The organism is Ruegeria sp. AL12, assembly GCF_056540885.1.
On the sequence record NZ_JBQFXN010000021.1, the window covers coordinates 1 to 16815 of the forward strand.

Annotated in this window: 14 protein-coding genes and 1 tRNA gene; 8 read left to right on the forward strand and 7 right to left on the reverse strand. The window is 55.1% G+C overall.

The genetic code is table 11. From position 1 onward, the window contains the following. Window positions 1-688: 688 nt before the first annotated feature. Window positions 689-1696 carry a helix-turn-helix domain-containing protein gene (locus ACR0C6_RS20705; RefSeq protein WP_480620975.1) on the reverse strand — a complete coding sequence of 336 codons (1008 nt, stop codon included), beginning with the start codon at window positions 1694-1696 and terminating at the stop codon, window positions 689-691. Between the two features lie 111 nt (window positions 1697-1807). Between ACR0C6_RS20705 and ACR0C6_RS20710 the strand changes: the two genes are divergently transcribed. Continuing rightward, window positions 1808-3319, forward strand: coding sequence for a DUF1214 domain-containing protein (locus ACR0C6_RS20710; protein ID WP_480620977.1), 1512 nt, complete (start codon window positions 1808-1810; stop codon window positions 3317-3319). Between the two features lie 34 nt (window positions 3320-3353). Then, window positions 3354-4847 (forward strand): DUF1254 domain-containing protein, encoded by a 1494-nt coding sequence (locus ACR0C6_RS20715; RefSeq protein WP_480620979.1) that lies wholly within the window; start codon window positions 3354-3356, stop codon window positions 4845-4847. Between the two features lie 302 nt (window positions 4848-5149). Here ACR0C6_RS20715 and ACR0C6_RS20720 read toward each other — a convergent pair whose 3' ends face one another. Genes ACR0C6_RS20720 through ACR0C6_RS20730 form a run of 3 tightly spaced genes read right to left on the reverse strand, consistent with a single transcriptional unit; the run spans window position 5150 to window position 7113 of the window. After that, on the reverse strand, window positions 5150-5500 hold the full coding sequence (locus tag ACR0C6_RS20720) for an antibiotic biosynthesis monooxygenase family protein (protein WP_480620981.1): 351 nt from the start codon (window positions 5498-5500) through the stop codon (window positions 5150-5152). A gap of 12 nt (window positions 5501-5512) precedes the next feature. Next, on the reverse strand, window positions 5513-6283 hold the full coding sequence (locus ACR0C6_RS20725; protein ID WP_480620983.1) for a nuclear transport factor 2 family protein: 771 nt from the start codon (window positions 6281-6283) through the stop codon (window positions 5513-5515). Between the two features lie 35 nt (window positions 6284-6318). Next, the gene (locus ACR0C6_RS20730; RefSeq protein WP_480620984.1) at window positions 6319-7113 is read right to left on the reverse strand and encodes a VOC family protein; all 795 of its coding nucleotides are present in this window, start codon (window positions 7111-7113) and stop codon (window positions 6319-6321) included. Between the two features lie 104 nt (window positions 7114-7217). Here ACR0C6_RS20730 and ACR0C6_RS20735 point away from each other — a divergent pair, with 104 nt between their 5' ends. Beyond that, window positions 7218-8099, forward strand: a complete 882-nt coding sequence (locus tag ACR0C6_RS20735) for a LysR family transcriptional regulator (RefSeq protein WP_170556202.1) — start codon at window positions 7218-7220, stop codon at window positions 8097-8099. A gap of 150 nt (window positions 8100-8249) precedes the next feature. On the opposite strand, the gene ACR0C6_RS20740 is transcribed toward ACR0C6_RS20735, so the two are convergent. Continuing rightward, window positions 8250-9587: a metal-dependent hydrolase family protein gene (locus ACR0C6_RS20740; protein ID WP_480620986.1), complete on the reverse strand. Its 1338-nt coding sequence runs from the start codon at window positions 9585-9587 to the stop codon at window positions 8250-8252. Between the two features lie 120 nt (window positions 9588-9707). Beyond that, complete coding sequence (locus ACR0C6_RS20745; protein WP_480620988.1) at window positions 9708-10001, reverse strand: hypothetical protein; 294 nt, start codon at window positions 9999-10001, stop codon at window positions 9708-9710. An 836-nt stretch (window positions 10002-10837) separates the two neighbouring features. Here ACR0C6_RS20745 and ACR0C6_RS20750 point away from each other — a divergent pair. From ACR0C6_RS20750 to ACR0C6_RS20770, 5 genes are all read left to right on the forward strand, one after another. After that, on the forward strand, window positions 10838-11671 hold the full coding sequence (locus tag ACR0C6_RS20750) for a hypothetical protein (protein WP_480620990.1): 834 nt from the start codon (window positions 10838-10840) through the stop codon (window positions 11669-11671). A 180-nt stretch (window positions 11672-11851) separates the two neighbouring features. Beyond that, window positions 11852-12058, forward strand: a complete 207-nt coding sequence (locus ACR0C6_RS20755; protein ID WP_480620992.1) for a helix-turn-helix domain-containing protein — start codon at window positions 11852-11854, stop codon at window positions 12056-12058. A 238-nt stretch (window positions 12059-12296) separates the two neighbouring features. Next, window positions 12297-13922: a tyrosine-type recombinase/integrase gene (locus tag ACR0C6_RS20760; RefSeq protein ID WP_480620993.1), complete on the forward strand. Its 1626-nt coding sequence runs from the start codon at window positions 12297-12299 to the stop codon at window positions 13920-13922. Next, window positions 13922-14965, forward strand: a complete 1044-nt coding sequence (locus ACR0C6_RS20765; protein WP_480620995.1) for a tyrosine-type recombinase/integrase — start codon at window positions 13922-13924, stop codon at window positions 14963-14965. The genes ACR0C6_RS20760 and ACR0C6_RS20765 overlap by 1 nt, the downstream gene beginning before the upstream one ends. Then, window positions 14962-16602, forward strand: a complete 1641-nt coding sequence (locus ACR0C6_RS20770; RefSeq protein ID WP_480620997.1) for a recombinase family protein — start codon at window positions 14962-14964, stop codon at window positions 16600-16602. The genes ACR0C6_RS20765 and ACR0C6_RS20770 overlap by 4 nt, the downstream gene beginning before the upstream one ends. Here the strand turns inward: ACR0C6_RS20770 and ACR0C6_RS20775 are convergent. Beyond that, window positions 16559-16635: transfer RNA gene (locus ACR0C6_RS20775), tRNA-Met, on the reverse strand. The two genes, ACR0C6_RS20770 and ACR0C6_RS20775, sit on opposite strands and share 44 nt — an antisense overlap. Window positions 16636-16815: the final 180 nt, after the last annotated feature.

The window sequence follows — 16815 nt, forward strand, 5'->3', positions numbered from 1 at the left end:
CGTGAGCCAGAAAAGATCAGACATGGTCACCGCTCGTTTTTCGAACCGTGAATCATGCACCAACGCGGAAATCAATGGGTCCTGACCCTAGGGAAGCCTTAGTGCAGCGCTGAAAACAGAACTAAAAAAGCTCGCTTAACGTACTTACGAAAGTTCTTTTGTCTTTGCGGTTTTTTTGTGTGACCGTTTTGGAATAGCTCCACAACCGGACCAATCAAAATAAGCAACTAAAAGACCTAAGAAAGTGCTCGGGAAACTTGCCACCAAAACGTACCACCTCGAGGGGTGGTCGTTTTGCTCGCTCCGATTTGGAAAACAGTTGGCACTATCAAATACGCAAATTGGATACATAAAAAAATCAAGCATCAATATATCGAGATATTTCCCGTAGTGAGTGCGGGCATCGTTTTGATTACCCAGCACTTTCCTACAGCCCTGCGTTGATCCCATCCCAGGACAATCAACGTAGGGCATTTACTTTCATTATCTTCTGAAAGTAACTCTTCAGTAACGATTTCGTTGTTCCAATGCACGGTTTACGTTAGCCCTGAAAAAGTTTCGAAAATCGGTCAGTTTAGGGAAGCTACCCGTCTTATTTGCGCACTGAGCAGCCGTTAGCTGCGGTCTGTTACTGAGACCGCTTTGCGGACAAAGCAGGCATTCGAAGACTGGTTTCGCGACCCACAAATCAACTATGGTCGGAGTTCATCTTGCGATAGTCAGAGGGCGCCAATCCCGTCAACTTCCTAAATGCGCGGCTGAAATTGTTTGCGGTTTCATATCCTAGCATGGAGGAGATACTGGAGACTGTCTCGCGCGTATCTGTGAGGAGTTCCTCAGCCCTTGCTACCCTGACATCGTTGACGATTTCGCGAAAACGAACCCCTTCGCTTGCTAACTTCCGTTGTAGTGTGCGAACGCCAAGATCGAGCGAACGCGCGGTGGCATCAATCGACATTTCCTCCCGATGAAGTTGTTGCCAAACCACTTCCTCGACTTGTCCTCTAAGTGTTTGAGGTGGGCCGCCCAATCGTTCGCGAGAAATATCTCCGACAGTTGTCGAGCCGCCGGTGAGTTTTTTGGGCGTAGCTTCGGAGCTCAAAGCCGAAGCTTCAAACTCAACCCCAAGGCGGGTGGCGTTCCAGATTACAGGACAAGCGTAAGTGTCTTCTGCCTCGACAAACCCAAGAACTTTCGGGAAGTCCAAGAGCACGGCCGATGGCTTCCAGTCGTTTCCTAAATACGCGCGGAATATGCTCAGAAAAACCCCAACGGCCGAGAAACCGATGTCCGGATACGCGAAATGCGAGCGAAGTCCAAAACGATAACAGTAGCGCGCGCTTGTGCCCGAAGTTTCAAGCCACGCGCGATCCGTGGACGAATGAAATGGCATGACGGCAGAAGCTCGTATTAGCGCTGCCCCCAGCGTTGGAGCAGAAAGAACGTAACTCCCCCAGGCGCCGTAGTCAGCGACAGTGAGATAAGGTGACCACAACAATCCGATGTTTTGTTGTCCCGAAGATCGTGCGGCTTCGTGCACAAAGGTCGCCAAGGCATGCTCCGAGATGTAACCGCCTCTTTCCTCAATGAAGTGAACAGGAAGATCGGCAGAGTCAAAAGCACGCAACAGGCGTCTCTCCCCAGCGGCCTCAAGCACAAACTGGGGCATCGCGCCCAAGGCCTTGGCCGAAATCATCGGTGGTAGGTTCAATCCGTCAACCCGCTTGTTCGCCCGCGTGTCGTGAAATGATACGCATCGGCTGAACGGATGTGCAAGCTTTCCCTAAACAGCAGGGAGCATTGCAATATGAAAATACTTCGGCCACTACACGGCGGTTTTTCGATGCATTTTTTGGGAATGGTGCTCGGCGCAGGTATTTCTGCTTCACCAGTTTTCTCACAGTCCTTCAACGACACGGGCGAAATCCTTGCACGATCAGCCGAGGTCGAGGACATCGAGTACAAGATTATGGTGCAGCGTGCCACCCAGACGGCCATCTGGGGAATGCCTGCCGCCGGTATGATCGATTTCCTCAAGGGCATTCGTCGCGACCTCGGTGGCGACTACAATGACATCATTTATCTCAACAAGCCGTTCGACTCCAAACATGGGTTTCTTACGGCCAACGATGTTACGGCCTATGCTTGGGCTTCGATGACCTCGGAACCCGGTCCCCTTGTCATTGAAGTGCCCGCTGCCACCGACAAGGTGAACTACTTCGGTACAATCGTAAATGCCTGGGATGTTCCGATTGTGGACGTTGGTCCCGATGGTTTCGATGAAGGCGCCGGCGGCAAGTACCTCATGCTACCCCCAGGCTACGAAGGGGATATGTCCCTGGAGGAACTAACTGAGGCGGGATACCTTCCCTTTGAAACAGATACCTACGAATATGGTTTTTCGTTCCGGCCAAAACTGACGAATGGCGGAACGGACGCCGATGCGGCCGACTACGCTCAGACGATCAAAGTGTACTACCTGTCTGAGGCCGACAATCCGCCACCCAACAACTATCTCGAAGCGTCAGAAGTGCCGTACGACTCGCTTCCATACTACAACGAGACATTCTTTCAGGACTTGAACGATTACGTTCAAAACAACCCTGTCAGACCACAAGATAAGGTCATGATAAATTTCCTGAAGGATCTCGGGATCGAAAAGGGAAAACCTTTCGAGCCATCGGAAATTCAGATGCAAGCTATGAATGAGGGTTTGTTGTTGGCGTATGCCTCAATGCAGAACTACTTTGTAACGCCCGGCAAAGCCATGATCCCGCTCTGGGTCGACGATAGCGGCGAGATGAAGAGCCAGTGGCTGATATGGGACTTTGCCGAAGGTCAACCCGAGGCAGGATTCCCGTATGAGACTGAGACAGAGGTACTTGTGGATGCGCGTGCGGGCGGCAGCTACTTCTGGATCACGTACCTGCCGAAACAACTCGGTGGCGGTACATTTTATCTGACGGGCCTTCGCGACAGCGACGGTGAAATGTACGACCACAATCAGACTTACAGACTGAACGTCCCAGCGGACACACCTGCCGACGATTTCTGGTCCGTGATTGTTTATTCGATGGAGACCAAGAGCTTCATCCGGAACGTTGATCCAGTGGGTCTGTCCGAGCGCGACACAGACTCTATGCAAGCCAATGAAGACGGTTCTTACGACATCTTTTTTGGACCAGAGGCACCGGAAGGCATGGAAAGCAACTGGATACCAACCACAGAACCGTACTTCCTTTTGTTCCGTCTATATGGGCCGCAAGACGGATGGCTGGAGAGTGGCTGGATGCTGGGCGATCTAGAAAAAGTAAACTGATCAAAACAAACAGAAATTCCCAATGGAGCGAACAATGAAAACAAAGTCGATAGCTGTGCTGACTGCCCTGATACTCGCATCGCATTCTTCAGCCCAAGAGTACAAGGCCGAAGTGCCGGATAGCATAATCGTACCGGATCAGGTGGAGACACGATTTGGAACGTTGGAGTATTTTGACGGCTTGCCGACGCCGGATACAGCTAAGCTGTCGTATAACGCACTAAACTTCATGCGTGGTATGCAGGTATTCATGGATGGAATGCCTGCAGCCTCAACATATGCAATGTGTCACGGGCTCGAAGAGGGCGCTGGCGTTGATCCGATGAAGATCGGGATCTTTGAAGACCTATACAACGCCCGTTCGCTTCTTCTCACGCCGAACACCACGACAATCTATATTCTCAACTGTACGGACCTGTCCGAAGGGCCAGTGGTCTACGACGTGCCGCCGGGCATGCTGGGGTTTGTGAACGATGCCTATATGCGTTATGTCACTGACATCGGGAACGCTGGGCCGGACGCTGGCGAGGGTGGGAAGTTCTTGATCGTTCCGCCCGACTATGAAGGCGAGTTGCCGGACGACGGTTACTATATTGTCGAGCCGCCAAGCTATCGGAACTGGTTTCTGTTGCGTGCGTTTTATGGGGAAGACGGCGTTGGAGCCGCCGTGGATCGTGTGAAGGAAACTCTTCGTGTTTACCGGTGGGAAGACCGCGACGCGCCGCCCGATCAGGAATTTGTGAACCTGACTGATCTTCAGTTCAACACGATACACGCCAATGACTTTTCCTTCTTTGAAGAGATGAAGGCCGTTGTTGACAGCGAAGCGGAAGGAGCACTTCCCGACGAATTGATGGGAGCAATGTTCTCGCTGGGTATCCGGAAAGGTGAACCATTTGAACCCGATGACGAGCTGAGGCTGCTGCTCACAGAAGCAGTCGCATTAGGCACGGCGGCGGCTAAGTCGTTGAACTTTGCTCCTCGTTCGCGTGCGCCCTTCTACTATGACGAAGGGTATTGGAAGACAGCTTTCGTGGGCGGCAATCATGAGTTCCAGGCGGGGGACGTGAAGATCCTCGATGCGCGGACCCTGTTCCACTACTACGCGACTGGCATTACACCTGCCATGGTTGCACAAAAGGTTGGTGTCGGGTCGCAATATGCGCTGGCAAACCGGGACAGTGACGGGAACTACTTCGACGGGAGCAACACCTATTCCGTCACCATTCCGGCAAATCCGCCCGCGCAGGACTACTGGTCTTTCGTCGTCTACGACACCCAGACCCGTTCACTGCTCGAAACTGATCAGAAACTCGCAGGGGTCGACAGCAACCAACCGACATTGGAAGCAAATGAAGACGGAAGTTACACTGTCTGGTTCGCGCCTGAAGCGCCAGAAGGCAAAGAAGGCAACTGGATACAGACGATGCCGGGCAAATCGTGGTCGACCGTATTGCGTTTGTATGGCCCTCTCGAGCCTTGGTTTGACGGATCGTGGAGACCGGGCGAGATCGAACTTATGGAGTGATAGACTGTCAATTTAGTGCCCTATCAGTTCGCTATCGAGAACGAGATGTCGTGCCATGTGAGTGCGCATCCCGAACATCGCGAAAACAACCAAGGGAGGGCGGCAACTACCTCGTGGTGCCGCCCTTCCGATTGTCTGCTATGGGTTCGATTCTGACGTTTGCCTGAATATCGCGAGCGACCGCTATGCGGACAGAGTTGCCGTCCGCCTGGATAGCCCGATTGTCCGGTGATGAATGCTGATGATAAAAATGTAACAAAGCACCCATGTTTCCATGGGCGCTTTGGTTAGTATGAAGGCTCTTACCGTGCCAGTTGGTAGCGCTTCATCGACATAGAAGATGCATCGATCATGCTCATAAACTTCTCAGCAGCCGGAGCAGAGGCAAAGCTGTCCATGGATGCTTGCGCTGCCTCCGCGCTTTCCCAATTGACGACAACCGCCCATTTGCCGTCTGCGAAGGCGGCTTGCCGGGAGATGAAGCCAGGCTGTTTACTGACGTACTCGTCCTCAATGGCCTTGTCGACCGGTTCGAACGCTTGAGCTGAAACACCCTCGGCAAGGTTCATTGTCACAATCTCGATTACACCAGTTTCTTGAGCCATAGCTGTGCCTCCTAGCATCATCGTGAGGGTGATCAGGAATGCTCTCATGTTCGCCCCCGATCAAAACTTGCCGTTGTCATGAGCCATTTCCGCAGGGATATCTGCGATCACGTCCCAATGCTCAACGATTTTGCCGTCTTCGACGCGGAACAGGTCATAGAAGGCCGTCGGCTTGTCGGCAAACGTGCCCTCAGAGGCGCTGAAGACAAAGTTTCCCTCGGCCACAACAATGTGGACATCCGAGTATATAAGCTGGATGCCTTGCTCGGCCATGCCAGCGAGTGCCGCACCCAAACCGTCCAGGCCGTCAGCAATGTTGCTGTTGTGCTGGATATAGGTCTCCGCGGACAGGAAATCCGTGATCCGGTCAACATCGCCATCTTTCAGGATCGTGTTCACAAAGTCGGTGACCAAAGCCTTGTTTTCGGACGTCTTTTCCAGATCGGAGATCTCAGTTGGACCATCGGTCTGAGTGTGCCCCGAAGGATTTGGCGGGGTAGTTGGGGTCAGGTTGTCCCAGTGTTCTGCAACCTTTCCGTCTTCGACGCGGAAAACATCGAACCCCACCAGAGTGTCGGCACCAAACGCCTGAGCGTTGTTGTAGGTGGTGTGCAGGACAACCATGTTGCCTTCCGCGATCACCCGGTGGATATCCACCTCGATCCCGCTTTCTTTCAGACCAGGAATGAAGCCAAGGATCGGCGCAGCCCCCGTGGGGACGGCTGGGTTGTGCTGGATATAGTCCTTTGCCAGCAGCTGTTCGGCGGCAGTTGCGTCGAAGTTGACAAAAATGGCGGCTACGGCCTCCATTACGAGTTCTTTAGGTGTCATTGTTGTAGTCCTCTCTTGGTTTGATTTGACGACATTCACGCGGCGCAAGCCTGCACTGAGGTGATCGTGAATTCTGTGCCCCAGGGATCGACCGTCTGGCCGGGCGTGAGACTTGCGGGGTCAGCCAACAGCTCAACACTCGCGAGACCTGTGGTTTCGACAGAGCGCGGGCCTGCCCCCTTTGATTGCCAAGCATTCGCGGCAAGATGATGATGGTAGCCACCGGACCCGAACCAGCGGGCCGAGGGCAGCTCAAAGGTCTGCACCATGCTCAGCTCGTCAGTAACGAACTTCGCTGCCTTGTTGACATCACCGACACGTAAATGAACGTGCCCAATGACTGTGTCCGCGGGTGCGCCTTGCCACTGTGAGGCATCTGCCGTCAGTGATTTCAGATCGAGCGGGTGTGTTGTCATGTGGACGGTATCGCCTCGGCGTTTCCACATTTCGCGAGGCAGATCACGATAGATCTCGATGCCGTTGCCTTCAGGATCGTTCAGATACAACGCCTCGCTGACACCGTGGTGCGAGGCCCCGTCCAGGCGAACACCGCGCTCATCCGCGTAGATCAGCCATGCGCCGAGGTCTTGTTTGGACGGCAACAGAAATGCGGTGTGAAACAGCCCCGCCTCTTTAGGAAAGGGTCTAGCGTTTCGGTCCTGGCGCAACTCGATCAGCGTTCCGGCCTCGGTGCCGAGGAATGCGCTTTCACCGCTACGCTCAATCAGGCCGAGGCCAATCACGTCTTCATAGAAGGTGGCGGTCTTATCCAGATCGCGCACCGTCAGGGCGACCTGACCTATTGAGATGGGGGCGTCTGACGTTGCCATGTTCTTTTCTCCTGCGATTCAGCTTGAGAGGAACTTAGCGATGGTCTTTTCTCCATAAAATGGCGATAAGAGCGAGTGTGTATCGCGCAAATGGAGACAATGCTATGGACCGGATCGACGGGATGCAGAGCTTCGTGGCTGTCGTGGAATCCGGTTCTTTTGCCGCCGCCGGACAACGGCTTGGCATTTCAAACAAGCTGGTCAGCAAACGTGTGGCCCAGCTCGAAAACATGGTTGGGCTGAATCTTCTTCATCGCACCACCAGGTCTATGTCGTTGACCCACGAGGGGGAGCGATATCTGGAAGGAGCGCGACGGGTGCTGGCTGAATTGGAGCAGTTGGAGACTGAGTTTGACGCTTCAGAGGGCTTGAAGGGCATCGTTCGTGTGGCTGCGCCCCTTACCTATGGCGACACGGCGGTGGCCAAAGCAGCAAGCCGTTTCGTAGAGCAACACCCGGACGTCACAGTCGAATTGGACTTGTCGGATCATTATGCCGATCTGGCCAAGGGCGGTTTCGATATCGCAATACGGATCGGCGCGCTCAGTGACTCCAGTTTGGTCGTTCGCAAGCTCGGTGAAACGCATATGAAAGTCGTCGCGACTCCTTCCTACCTTGAAGAACATGGCGCACCTTCACATCCCGCTGAACTGTCTGACCACATCTGCATCCGTGATGCCAACAACCCCGATCCAAACCGCTGGCCGTTCCAGATCGAAGGGCAAACCGTGCAGGTGCCTGTCTCTGGCCCATTTCTGGCAAACAGTCCTCCCGCCTGCCTCGTACCGACGCGCGCCGGGAGCGGCATCTTCATATGCCCAGATGTGTTTTTGGGGGACGACCTTGAAACCGGACGTCTTGTGCAACTCTTTCCGGAGTTCCATTCCCGCACTTTGCCGATCCAAAGCGTGCAGTTACCTTCGGCCTTTCGAAAGCCGCGTGTAAGGGCCTTTGTGGAGTTTATGCGTGAAGAGATTCGGGCGTAGGTCGGCTCGAAAGTGGCCATTCGTGCAGTGTGCAGCATTTGGTAGGTATGGGCTCACTGCAGTCATTCTCTGCGGTGAGACAGAACAGGTCCTTTGAGCCCGAAGCAGTCGTTACAATACTAGCTTTGAGTAAAAGACTATAACTCGAACTCAGTCCAACGTGTTTTTGTAGATTTTACCGTCTTTCATGATCAGATCGAAATTCTCATGGGGGTCTGCGATCAGGTCGATATCTTGCAGCGGATTGCCGTCCACAAGGATCAAGTCGGCATAAGCGCCCTTTGCGATTACACCCAAAACACCTTGTTGATAGGGGTGGCGCGGGCCTGAGAGATTGAGCAGTTCGGCATTGGTCGAGGTCGCCATTTTCAACACCTCGTATGGCGTGTACCAACGCTGCAATTTGGCAAGGAACGCGCCTTGACGTTCGGCCAGTTTGGGATCGAACAGGATGTCGGTTCCGAAAGCAACTTTCACACCAACTTCTTTCGCCGTTTTATAGGTGAAATCTGTCCCGTTGGTGACGTCAATCCATTTCTGCTGGCTGACAGGGTCGTCGAAAGAAAAGCCATCCTCGTCGTCCAGCAGGGGCTGCACTGACAACCAAACTTCATTGTCACGCATCAGTTCCATCGTTTCGCGGCTCATCAGGAAACCATGCTCGATGGACTTAACGCCAGCGGCAACGGCAATTTCCACGGCCTCGTCCGTGAAGACATGAGATGCAACATAGGTGTTGTAGGTGTTGGCCACCTCTACGAAAGCCTCGATTTCGGCCTTGGTGTATTGGCGTACATCCAGAGGATCATAAGTGGATGACACCCCGCCACCGGTGGAAATCTTAAGCTGGCTTGCGCCCATACGCATGATCTCACGCGCCCGTTTGAGCACTTCCGGAACACCATCAGCCTGCGCCATCAAACCAACGCTGTACCAGTACCATTGCGAATCTGCGCTGTTCGTTGGCACAGCTTGGTATGGGCGGTAGTCGAAGTGGCCGCCGGTTTGTGTCACGGGCGGGCCTGATGGCAGGATGCGGGGGCCATTGATCTCGCCTGCGTCAATCATCCGTTTTATGGCAAATGAATTGCCACCAACGTCGCGCACCGTTGTAAAGCCACGCATTAATGTGCCTTCGGACCCGATGGCACCCCGCACCGCGACCTCAAGAATATCGCCTGTCACCACCACGCTCTGCGGATTGCAGCAGTAAAGCGTGTGCCAGTGTACGTCGATCAGGCCCGGCATCAACGTGCGCCCGCCGCCGTTGATGACGATACCATTGGCGACGGCGAGGGGTTCTGAGGACACTTCTGTGATCAAATTGTCGGTTACAACGACATTGGCATTTGTAATCATTTCCTCATTCACACCATCAAACACGTTGACGTTTGTAAACAGTATCGGCCCCCCATCCTGGGAAAGTGCTTGCGAGTTGGCTATTGTGAGAACAATCGACGAAACCGCCGCAAGTTTAGGAAAATCCATTTTCAGTTCCTCAGGAAATTCTGTCGGAGAAACCATCCCAGCGGAAACGCGCTTTTTCAAGGATAACCTAACTATTCTGTAAGGTAGGCTTGTCCGGATAACGCTGTCCACGGCTCCAAATCACTGCATCTTTGATTTAAAGTCCGCTTCCTGAGCATTGACGCCGCCGCTGAGACCCGGTGCAGCACAAACAGCGAAGGTCTGCTTGGTGGCCAATCGAACTTCACAACTTTTCAAGGGTTTTGTTGTTACCGAGTAGTTGGCGGCCAAAACCACCGTTATTGGTCTTTCTACTAAACCTAGCATTCGACCAACGGCGGAGAAAGCAGGCTTGGCGGACGACCGATCCACTCCCGTGAGTTCTGAGCCATTTGCCTCGACGCCGATCGGTTGAAAAAAACGACACTCAATCATTCAGTAGGAACGCAAGTTGCATCAGCACTTTGCCGACGGTGTTGGACTATTTGTTGGATAGGACGTGAGCGACTCTTGTGCTTCTGTCTTATTTTATCGGACTTATTCCGACATTTTGCCAGGCAATATCCGGCCCCCGCTCCTTCCCCCCGGTCTTGCGGGAGAAGGCCCTTCGCTTTCAGGTTCGTATCCGCGCGATGCCTTTTGTCGGAGGCCAGCCGCTTCCCCGCAGGCTTCTCACCTGCCCCGCTCTGACCGCGCACGGTCTCGGCGGTCCCCGGTCCGACTAGTGTCTGATGACGTCCGTCGACCGGTGGGTTCCGTAGTCGCGTTTCTGCACCGGGCCAGAAGGAGCCGCGTCGGTGCGGGATGGGGTAGTCCCCGAACCATAGTTCACAATTGGAGGCCGGTCGTGAACGTACCGTGGTCACCACTTTTTTTTGATCGTTTGCGAGGGAAAGCAGCAAGAATAAACCGGGCGCAACGGAGACGGGGAAATCCATCCCGACCCGGAACATCCGATTTTGCGCTCTTGCTGACTAAGTGTATTGATCTGCTTTTTTTGGGGGATCTTTGTGTTTCACGCGGCCGTAAGTTGTACTAACCTTAGCTGACCCGAAGCACCGCAGCCCACCAATAGCGCAGGCGGTTCGGGTCAGCAGCTCGACACAGAACCTAACCAAATTGTTCTCTTCCTGTTCTTTTATTTTTGTGTAACCTTTGAAGGGGTAGCCTCGTCTCAAACAGCGCGCTTTCTCAGCGAACAATACTGCCTTGATGCACATCAGCTTTTGGACGTGCGACCAGACTATAGAGTGAGCCGAACGGAGAAAAAAATGAGCGCAAACGCGGACAGTGGTCTGAAGGACAATCGAGACGTTACAGATACTGAAGGTGACTATTCCGTCTATCCGCACATGGATGGGATCAAGTGCTCGATGTCATGGAAGCTTGGCAGTTATGGAGAACGCGGCGCTCTATCCGAGGACATGATCGGGAGCTTGGCTGAACAGTTTGACCTGCCAACTAAGCTCGTACGAGAACTCTCTGTGCTTCTTGGGAATTGCCTCAACAACGATGAAGACATCGCAATCAACCTGACCGAGGTTCGACGCTCGCAAGCAATTGAACGAGGTCAAAAGCACCTCAAGCAACTTTTTCGGAACGCCAAACAGAGTTCCATTAGTCCCCAAGAACTCCGGAACACATTGGGCTCGCTTTCGACTTATTTCGCGTCGACGCCAGAAGACGCAGACCTTCTTCCCCAAGTCCTCAACAAGCTTGAGACCGCTACGACACTTAGCCAAGACATCGTAGATGACATTCGACGCATCTATGCGACGCCAGGCGCGGTTGCAGAGATGTCGCCCCGAGACAAACGGTTCTCACGCGACAAACGCCGTCAGTACATCGTCGAGAGCAGCTGCTATATCTGGAAAGATGCCGGTCGCCCTCTGACGTACACGACATACTCAGATGGTCGCTCCGGAGGACAACGGCAGGGCCCACTCGTCGAGTTCATCCAAGCTGTCGTGAAGATGATCACCGAGCCGGGGCAAATCCTGAGCGGTGAGACGATCCGCGTGGACATTGACGGTTTTCGCGACAAGCTTGAGCGCGAAGAGCAAGAGCATTGGGCGCCGCCGGAATTGGGCAATCAATACACTTAGAATGAGCTAGCCCGCGTTGTCATGGTCATGGCATGACACGCGTTCCTGCCATACCCCCTTCTGACGACCACGCGCACAAGCAGGTTGAGACAGCGATTGACCAGTTGGTCCGATTGCTGGCTGCCCAGGCAGTACAGGAACTGGGCCGGGACGCCTCTGACCAAAAGGAGGCGCATCAGTATGCCACAGATCAATGCGAAGAAGAGCCCACCCCGCAAGCTTCTGACGGTGAAAGACGTCGCTGAGCTGGACAATTGCTCGGAGAAGACGGTGCGCCGTGCGATTGCGGCGGGCCTACTCGAAGTTATTCGGGTTGGCCCCGGCGGACGCCTCATCCGCATTGATCCGGCAGCTCATGCCGCCTACCGACAGGCACAGTTCTGGTAGGAGCTCACGACTATTAATGTCCATTAATGTCAGAGTGTTACGGGCATTTCGGGAAGAGGGCACCCCCGTAAGTTGCGAACTTTCTGTGCTACGCTTTTCCCGAATCGGACATCCTGTCCACACCCGTCCACCCGAGACCTGACATGTCCAAAGGAACATAATCCCGATGACTAGCCAGAGCCCCGTTCCATTGACATTAGCCTTCGTCAAAACTGACACACCGATGTTTGCCGAGCTCATGGACCAACTGCGCTCCGATAGCTCTCTGTCGGACGGACGCCGCCGCGACATGACCTCCGGTCTGCGCCGCGTGGCAAAGGCCCTTGGGCTGCCGCCAGAGGATGTGCCCTGCGACAGTCGCTGGTTGCAGCCCCGTCTTTCCAAAGTCACACCGGCAGCACTCGGTCTTACACCGAAGAGTTGGCAAAACGCGGTGAGTGATGCGCGTGCCGCCCTCGCGCATTTCGGGCTGGTGGAACGGCGCTTCAACCGGATCGATGATCTGTCTCCCGATTGGCACGCGCTTTGGGCAGCTGTTCTGGCGTCGGGCGACAAGACATTGCAACCCGCGCTCTGCCGCTTCGTACACTTTCTGAACCGGCAGGGCGTCAAACCTGCCACTGTGTGTAAAGAGCATGCCGCGGCCTATCGAGAAGCCCTTGCGCATAACGAGATCAGCAAATCACCGGATGTCGCGTATCGGGCTGCTGTCAACGGCTGGAACCTGGCGGTCCGGCGTATTTCTGAATGGCCCAAGGCCATCCTGCCTCTGGAAACGCGCCAGAAGGTCATCACCTTTCCCGTGACAGCATTTCCTACGCCGTTCCAAAGCGAGCTTGCAAAATTGATGCACCGTCTTGCAACTCCGGACCCGCTGGCAGATGACGGTCAGAACAGGGTACTCCGACCCGCGACCCTGTCCCAATACCAAAGACAGTTGGTTCGGTTTGCCTCCGAACTCGTTCACTCTGGTATCCCGATCGCGGAGATTGGCGGATTGGACGTCCTGATCAATCCGGTTATGGCTGAACAGGGTTTGCGCCAGATGTTATCGCGCACCAACAACCAGACCACAAAGATGATCAGTGAGATCGCCGCGCTGCTCCGCAACCTGGCCCGGATACTTAATGCACCCGATGACGCTCGCGATGCACTGGCCGGGCTTGCCACGCGCCTGGCGGTCAAACCTCAGAATGGCATGACCCAAAAGAACCGAAGCAGACTTCGAGTGTTGCAAGAGGATCGGCATCAACAGCGCCTGCTGCTTCTGCCTGAACGGATTTTCGCGCGACCACGCGGCACGTCCAAACCGTATGGCTGGGCTCTGGCGCGCGAAGATGCACTCGCAATCGCCATCTTGCTTGTCTGCCCGGTTCGCGTGAAGAATCTGGCTGGCATCCACCTGGAACGCCACCTGCACCGTCCCGGTGATGGCCGAGCCTACCTGGTTCTGGAAGACGGCGAGACCAAAAATGAGCGACCTGTCGAGTTCGAGATCCCGCGTGATGTATTGCGCATGATCGACGTACATCTCAAATCTCGCTGTCCGGAACTCTGCCCCGCGGGAACGCCTTGGCTGTTTCCCCGCAGGGATGGTCAGCATTCGGTTGATCCTGGCGTTCTGTCTGCGCGCGTCTCCAAACGGATCCGGAAAGAAACAGGGTTGGAGATGAATGCCCACCTATTTCGGCATTTCGCAGTGATGAACTGGCTCGACGCCAATCCCGGCGGCTACGAAGTTGCGCGCCGGTTGCTCGGGCATTCGGAGGTCAGCCACACCATCAACATGTATTCCGGTCTTGAGGCACGGTCGGCCACACGTGCCTTTGCTGACCTGATAGAAGCTAAGAAAGGGCGTCGCTGATGAGCCTTGTTCTGCCGCTCGACGAATGGCCCGCGCAAGACCGGGAGATGTGGCTCAACCTTCAGACGGAAGGTGGACCGCTCGACGATTGCGGCGCGCTCTCACATCTACGCGCGACCTCTTTGAAGACGTTGGAATTGTGCTATGCCCGATGGCTACAATGGCTGATTACAAGCGATGCGAAGGCGATCACACTGCCTCCGGCTCGACGCGGGACCCTGCCGCGTCTTTCCGCTTGGCTTCAGGACCTCTCACACACCCGGCCAATGACCCGGTTGATGTTCATTGATGGCGTGTTGCGTATCCTCTCTGCAACTGATCCAACGCAGGATTGGTCCGGTCAGCGGAGGTTAAAAACGGGATTGAAGCGCGCCGCGGGTCGGGGTGATCAGGATCGCAAAATTGGGCGTGTGTTGTCCAGCGAGGTTCTATTCAAGGCGGGAATGTCTCTGGCGACGGATCATGCAGAAGCAGCACCAACACCGCTTCGCAGAATGATGTATCTGCGGGATGGCACCATGATTGCCATGTTGGCTTTGATGCCGATGCGGCGACGCGCCTTCGCAGGCCTTCAAATTGGCATATCCTTGCATGTCACAGCAGGCACCATGACCGTCGCGCTCCCGGGGGATCTGACTAAATCTGGTCAGCCATGGGAGGCTGATGTTCCCCAGAGCGTTGAGCCGCTCTTGCGCCGTTATGTCAACGAAGCCCGTCCCTTTTTAATGGAGCGTGGCCAACAGCATCACAATGTCCTGTGGGTTGGCCGATCTGGCACTCCTTTGAAGAAAGACGCGTTGAGCCCCCGGGTCGCGGAGCAGACACTGAAGCTGACGGGTCGCCGTATTCCACCGCATTTCTTTCGGGATGCTGCCGCGACAACCCTGGCCCGCTCTTCTCCGGAACACGCCAAGCTAATTCGACCAATTCTTGCGCATACGAGCTTCGGAACCGCCGAGCGCCACTACATCCACGCACAGACAATTGAAGCGGGCCGCGACTACGCGGCTTTGATCGACCTAAAGAGAAAGGCCCGGCGATGACCCGAGTTGCAATCTATGCCCGTTTCTCCAGCCATATGCAGAGAGACGCGTCCATCGATGACCAAATGCGACTGTGCCGGGAACGTGCAGAGCGGGAAGGCTGGACTGTTGTCGACGCCTATTCTGATCGGGCGGTCTCTGGTGCGTCCATGTTGCGTCCCGGGCTGCAAGCACTCTTCAATGCAACCCAGGAAGGACGGGTTGATCTGATCTTGGCAGAGGCGCTGGATCGGTTGAGCCGGGACCAGGCAGACATCGCTGCGATTTTCAAACGGCTGAGCTTTGCAGGAGTTGGTATCGTGACACTGGCCGAAGGCGAGATCAGCGAATTGCACGTAGGTCTCAAGGGCACCATGAACCAACTGTTCCTCAAAGATCTGGCCGACAAAACTCGACGTGGCCTGCGCGGGCGGGTCGAGCGTGGCCGTTCCGGCGGCGGCAACTGCTATGGTTACGACGTCGTCCGGCGCCTAGGGCCCGACGGTCAACCCGTCACGGGAGAACGAATGATCAACTTAGCAGAAGCTGAGATTATCCGGCGGGTATTACATGACTTCACCGAAGGGCACTCCCCAAAAGCCATTGCGCGCCGCCTCAACGCCGAGGGTGTCCCCGGTCCCCGTGGCAAGTTATGGCGTGACACTGCCATTCGAGGGCACCGAATTCGTGGAACGGGCCTGCTCAACAATGAGCTTTACGTTGGCCGCCTGGTTTGGAACCGGCTCCGCTACATCAAGGACCCGGAGACCGGTAGACGTGTTTCCCGTCTCAACGATCCCTCCGAATGGATCATCACAGAGGTCCCAGAGCTGCGCATCGTCGGGGATAAACTTTGGGAGGCGGTCAAGCAGCGGCAGGGCGAGATCGAGGCTGATCCCCGCGTCAAAGCCATCAAGGAAACCAAGTTTTGGGAGAAGCGTCGCAAGAAGCACCTTCTGACAGGTCTTGCATTCTGCGGCACCTGCGGAGGGCCACTCGCTACTGTCGGGCGCGACTACCTCGCCTGCTCTGCTGCCCGCAAACTCGGTACCTGCACGCACAGGCAATCCATTCGCCGCAATGTCCTGGAAGACGCCGTTTTGGATTTGCTTCGTCAGCGTCTGATGCAGCCCGACGCAGTGGCCGTTTTTTTCAAGTCCTTCAGCGAAGCCGCCAACTCAGAAGCCAGCACAGCGGAGGCAGCGCGGACCCGTCTACAATTCGAGCGGGACCAAGCTGCACGCAAACTGAATGGGTTTTATGATGCAATCGCAGAGGGCATTCGTACGCCCGGGCTTCAAGCCAGGCTCGAAGAGCTCGAAGCGCAGATCGCCGATCTGGATGCAAAGCTGTCTGAGCCCGCGCCCTCGCCGGTGCGACTGCACCCAAATCTGTCTGAACTCTATCGCTCCAAGGTCACTGATCTGGCACAGGCGCTATCGGATCCGTCTATCCGCACAGGGGCTTTGGAGATCATTCGGGGCTTGATCGAACGTGTTACGATCCAACATGAACGGGATCGCGTGCAGATCGAACTGGAGGGTGCCCTGGCAGCAATGATTGGGTTGGCTCAGAATGAACAAAGCCGCCCTGAGGCGGCTGGTTCGGTAAAAGTGGTTGCGGGAGCAGGATTTGAACCTGCGACCTTCAGGTTATGAGCCTGACGAGCTACCGGGCTGCTCCATCCCGCGACAGTTTTTTGTGACCTAGCGCTTACGCTACTTGAGGTCTTTGGTTGGCCTATCGCTTGCGCTATTTGAGGCCGGGTATTGTTTTTTTGATCGTGTTAGAGAGATGTGGGCTTTTACTAGGTTTGGCGGTGACCTACTCTCCCGGGGCTTAAGCCCAAGTACCATTGGCGCGGCAGTGCT

Excerpts from the sequence above, each read along its gene's own strand:
- ACR0C6_RS20705 (WP_480620975.1), bottom strand. The coding sequence starts at position 1,696 with ATGATTTCGGCCAAGGCCTTGGGCGCGATGCCCCAGTTTGTGCTTGAG.
- ACR0C6_RS20710 (WP_480620977.1), top strand. The coding sequence starts at position 1,808 with ATGAAAATACTTCGGCCACTACACGGCGGTTTTTCGATGCATTTTTTG.
- ACR0C6_RS20715 (WP_480620979.1), top strand. The coding sequence starts at position 3,354 with ATGAAAACAAAGTCGATAGCTGTGCTGACTGCCCTGATACTCGCATCG.
- ACR0C6_RS20720 (WP_480620981.1), bottom strand. The coding sequence starts at position 5,500 with ATGAGAGCATTCCTGATCACCCTCACGATGATGCTAGGAGGCACAGCT.
- ACR0C6_RS20725 (WP_480620983.1), bottom strand. The coding sequence starts at position 6,283 with ATGACACCTAAAGAACTCGTAATGGAGGCCGTAGCCGCCATTTTTGTC.
- ACR0C6_RS20730 (WP_480620984.1), bottom strand. The coding sequence starts at position 7,113 with ATGGCAACGTCAGACGCCCCCATCTCAATAGGTCAGGTCGCCCTGACG.
- ACR0C6_RS20735 (WP_170556202.1), top strand. The coding sequence starts at position 7,218 with ATGGACCGGATCGACGGGATGCAGAGCTTCGTGGCTGTCGTGGAATCC.
- ACR0C6_RS20740 (WP_480620986.1), bottom strand. The coding sequence starts at position 9,587 with ATGGATTTTCCTAAACTTGCGGCGGTTTCGTCGATTGTTCTCACAATA.
- ACR0C6_RS20745 (WP_480620988.1), bottom strand. The coding sequence starts at position 10,001 with ATGATTGAGTGTCGTTTTTTTCAACCGATCGGCGTCGAGGCAAATGGC.
- ACR0C6_RS20750 (WP_480620990.1), top strand. The coding sequence starts at position 10,838 with ATGAGCGCAAACGCGGACAGTGGTCTGAAGGACAATCGAGACGTTACA.
- ACR0C6_RS20755 (WP_480620992.1), top strand. The coding sequence starts at position 11,852 with ATGCCACAGATCAATGCGAAGAAGAGCCCACCCCGCAAGCTTCTGACG.
- ACR0C6_RS20760 (WP_480620993.1), top strand. The coding sequence starts at position 12,297 with ATGGACCAACTGCGCTCCGATAGCTCTCTGTCGGACGGACGCCGCCGC.
- ACR0C6_RS20765 (WP_480620995.1), top strand. The coding sequence starts at position 13,922 with ATGAGCCTTGTTCTGCCGCTCGACGAATGGCCCGCGCAAGACCGGGAG.
- ACR0C6_RS20770 (WP_480620997.1), top strand. The coding sequence starts at position 14,962 with ATGACCCGAGTTGCAATCTATGCCCGTTTCTCCAGCCATATGCAGAGA.